Annotated in this window: 3 protein-coding genes; all 3 read right to left on the reverse strand. The window is 49.8% G+C overall.

Annotated features, from left to right (window positions below; all coding sequences use genetic code 11):
* Positions 1 to 36 precede the first annotated feature (36 nt).
* Positions 37 to 2,088 (reverse strand): glycoside hydrolase family 2 TIM barrel-domain containing protein, encoded by a 2,052-nt coding sequence (locus C5S62_RS03800; protein ID WP_104404127.1) that lies wholly within the window; start codon positions 2,086 to 2,088, stop codon positions 37 to 39.
* Between the two features lie 75 nt (positions 2,089 to 2,163).
* Positions 2,164 to 2,556: an Imm51 family immunity protein gene (locus tag C5S62_RS03805; protein ID WP_104404128.1), complete on the reverse strand. Its 393-nt coding sequence runs from the start codon at positions 2,554 to 2,556 to the stop codon at positions 2,164 to 2,166.
* A gap of 238 nt (positions 2,557 to 2,794) precedes the next feature.
* The coding region (locus C5S62_RS03810) for a DHHA1 domain-containing protein (RefSeq protein WP_223301127.1) at positions 2,795 to 3,274 on the reverse strand (480 nt) is incomplete at its 5' end.

A 3,274-nucleotide genomic window follows, 5' to 3' on the forward strand; every position in this document is an offset into this window, starting at 1 on the left:
TCGGAAAGCAAATAGTGTTAAAATTGGCCTTCTGCTTTATTTGTCGTACAGCATCCATAAGGCATGGTCCTCCAAACGTTGTTTTCCTGCTACGGCCCGGGCTTCAATACGGTTGCTGCCCGAACGTAGCTTTACGGCAAAGCGGCAGGTGCGGTAGTCATCGGGACGTTGCACACCTGCGGATTGTCCGTTGACGAAGAGTTCCACTTTCTCAGCATTGCTGAATACCATCACTTCCGTTTCGGGACGTAACCGCTCGCTGGCCCGCTTTCCGGCTATATGGAGCATGGGAGCCGGATTCCAATTGGCTTTATAGAAGTAGAAGGCATCTTTGCGCGTCGCACGGTCGTGCGTCACAAGCCCCTTGTCGTTGATGCCGGGGCGGTCGCCCTCTGTACGGTGAGCGGCTCCGAAATCAAACATGTTCCACACGAAACTGCCCCACACATAGGGACGCGAGTGGATAATCTTCCAGTTTTCCATGTGATAATAGGTCTGCCAGTTCTCTGGATGCCACCATCCTGAGGCCGCGGGCTGACGGAGCGAATCCTGCTGATGAAGCACACTGGCTCCGGCGCCATATTCGCTGATACCGATACGGAGGTCGGGCCGTGCGGCATGGGTTTTGTCCAGCCATGTAGCCAGTGACCGAGGCGATGCTCCATACCAGCCGTCGTAACGGTTCCAGGCAATAAGATCGGTGATGTAATTGATGTCGCCTCCCTGATTGCTGGCCGAAGTGGTCGGTCGGGAAGGATCTGCGCGGTGAGCCAGTTCGTTGAGTTCCCTGATGTATTCCACGGGATTGTCACCGGCTTCTTTCAGTTCGTTGAAAAGTCCCCAGCAGAATATGCTCGGATGGTTGTGGAGCTGGCAGATGAGCTCGAGCAACTGCTGACGGCCGTTTTCACGGAAGGCCTCACTGTCCACAAAGCCCTTGTCAGCATATCCGCCCGGTCCCACGAAGGGTATTTCCGCCCAAGCCAGAATACCATGGCGGTCGGTAAGGTCGTACATGTAGTCCGCCTGCTGGTAATGGGCCAGCCGCACGGCATTGACACCCATTTCGAGCATGATGTCAACGTCTTCTTCGTGATGCTGGGGACGCAAGGCGTTGGCTATCTGTGCACGTTCCTGATGGCGGCACACACCTTGGAGCGACAGGTGACGGCCATTCAGGAAGAACCCCTTTTCCGCATCTATGCTGCAGGTGCGTATGCCCAAGGGCTGGCGCACACAGTCCACCTCGCGGCCATCTATCCACAACGATACGTCCACATCGTATAGAAAGGGGTCGCGACGTCCGTCCCACAGGCGGGGACGGTCGATCGTGAAGACCGATTTCTCTGACTGTTCTTCAGCGCGTGCCTGCAAGGTGATGTTTTTTTCGCCGGCGGTCACTTCGCTGCCGTTGGCAGTGACGCGCCATTTCAACACAGCGTCCCGAACGTCATCCAAACGGTTGGAAAGAATCGTCCGAAGTGATATCCGGGCCTGCCGCTCTGAAACGGTCTCCGTTGTCAGGAACACTCCCGGCGAACCGTAATACATCGGCGAGATGCAGGCTTCGTCGGTGGCAATGAGTTCTACATCGCGGTATATGCCGCCATAGAAATTGAAATCGCCAACCAAAGGCATAACACTCAAATCCTCGGCATTGTTTACACGTACGAGCAATTCATTATGCGTGCCCCATTTGATACCGTTGGTCAGTTCAAATACGAAAGCACTGTATCCGCCACGGTGTTCACCCACCCATTTGCCGTTGAGGAACACAGTAGCTACACTGTTGGCGCCTTCGAAACGCACAAAGAGCCGGCGCCCTTTCCATTCATCGGGCGCAACAAAACTTTTTGTATAATTTCCAATTCCGCGCTTGTAGTCCTGTTTGCCGCTCAAAGCGTCCTGAGCGTTCCAGGTGTGCGGCAGTTGCACCTTCACGCCTGAGTTTTTATCCACCTGATGAGAAAAGCGGAACGTCCAGTCACGATTAATGTTCCGACACACTCTCTCAGCTGAGGCTGTCAGCGTCATTGCACAGAAAAAGGCAATCAGACCATTTCGTAAAAAAAATCGGGTTGTTTTCATGAGTATTTGATATTATTATCAGTTAATGACTTGCTATCTGCGTGTTATCCGTATAAAATCTTTATTGGACCGAGATTAATCCCATTCTATCTCATCTCCTTTCTTCCGAAGTATTTCATATATATCCTCTTCATGTTCAATCAAGGATATGATAATATCGGCAAAGCGTTTGGCTTTTTCCTCATTCTCTTCGTTCTCTTCAAAATAAGAGACATACGTGCCGGCTTCAGGATCGCTATCAATACTCTCCAAAATATCCGGAGCATTTTCAGCAAGATAATAATTGAAGAAAGCGTCCCAGTTGTAGCCGTTCATATAAGCATCTTCATTTATTTCATTCATCTTCTGACCTATTGCGAGCGGCTTATCTTTTTCGTTCTCAAAAAGCAGGACGATGTTTCCATAACCATTTGTGTAAATTTGAACATATTCGTGAGTCCAAATCATTCTTCCTTCTTTTTCTTCCATATATTTAATCTTTCTCGTTTTTAATTCATAAATCAATATATCATGTGTTTGTACAATGAAACAACCGATGTGATTTTTTTGAATATTGCCCTAACAAAACAACCGCATCCATGCAATAACACGGGTGCGGTTGTAAATGTCATATCTTATTCTGTCCGTTTGACACTATATGTAAATCTCTGTAGATTACTGTGGCGTTTTTTTCAGACCCGGGACAGTGTCCACCAGACCTATGGCTTCAAACACCCGCCAATTCCATAACTTTGCAGACAGCCGCTTCAAGTCCGGCCACATCTTTTCCGCCGGCCGTAGCAAAATGAGGAGCGCCACCGCCGCCGCCTTTAATAAGTTTGGCGGCTTCCCTTACAAGGTTACCGGCATTGAGACTGCGGCTTTCCACCAGATTTTTACTGATCATGACGGTAAGAAGCGGTTTGCCTTCATAGCTGCTGCCCAGAACACAAAACATGTTTTCGGGCAAGATTCCTGAAATTTGGAACGCAAGGTCTTTTACGGCATCGGGCGCAATGGCTGTGGGAATGACGCCCTTTACTATCTTTATGCCATCGGCGGTTTCCGCGGCCGCAGCTATGAGGCGTTCACGCAAATCGGCAATGCCTTTCTTTACAAATACTTCCACTTGTTTTTTCAAGCCGTCGTTTTCCTCTATGGTCTTGCGGATAACAGCGGTAAGGTCTTTGGCATTGTTGAAGAAGGA

The organism is Prevotella sp. MGM2 (genome assembly GCF_002933955.1).
Classification (GTDB): domain Bacteria; phylum Bacteroidota; class Bacteroidia; order Bacteroidales; family Bacteroidaceae; genus Alloprevotella.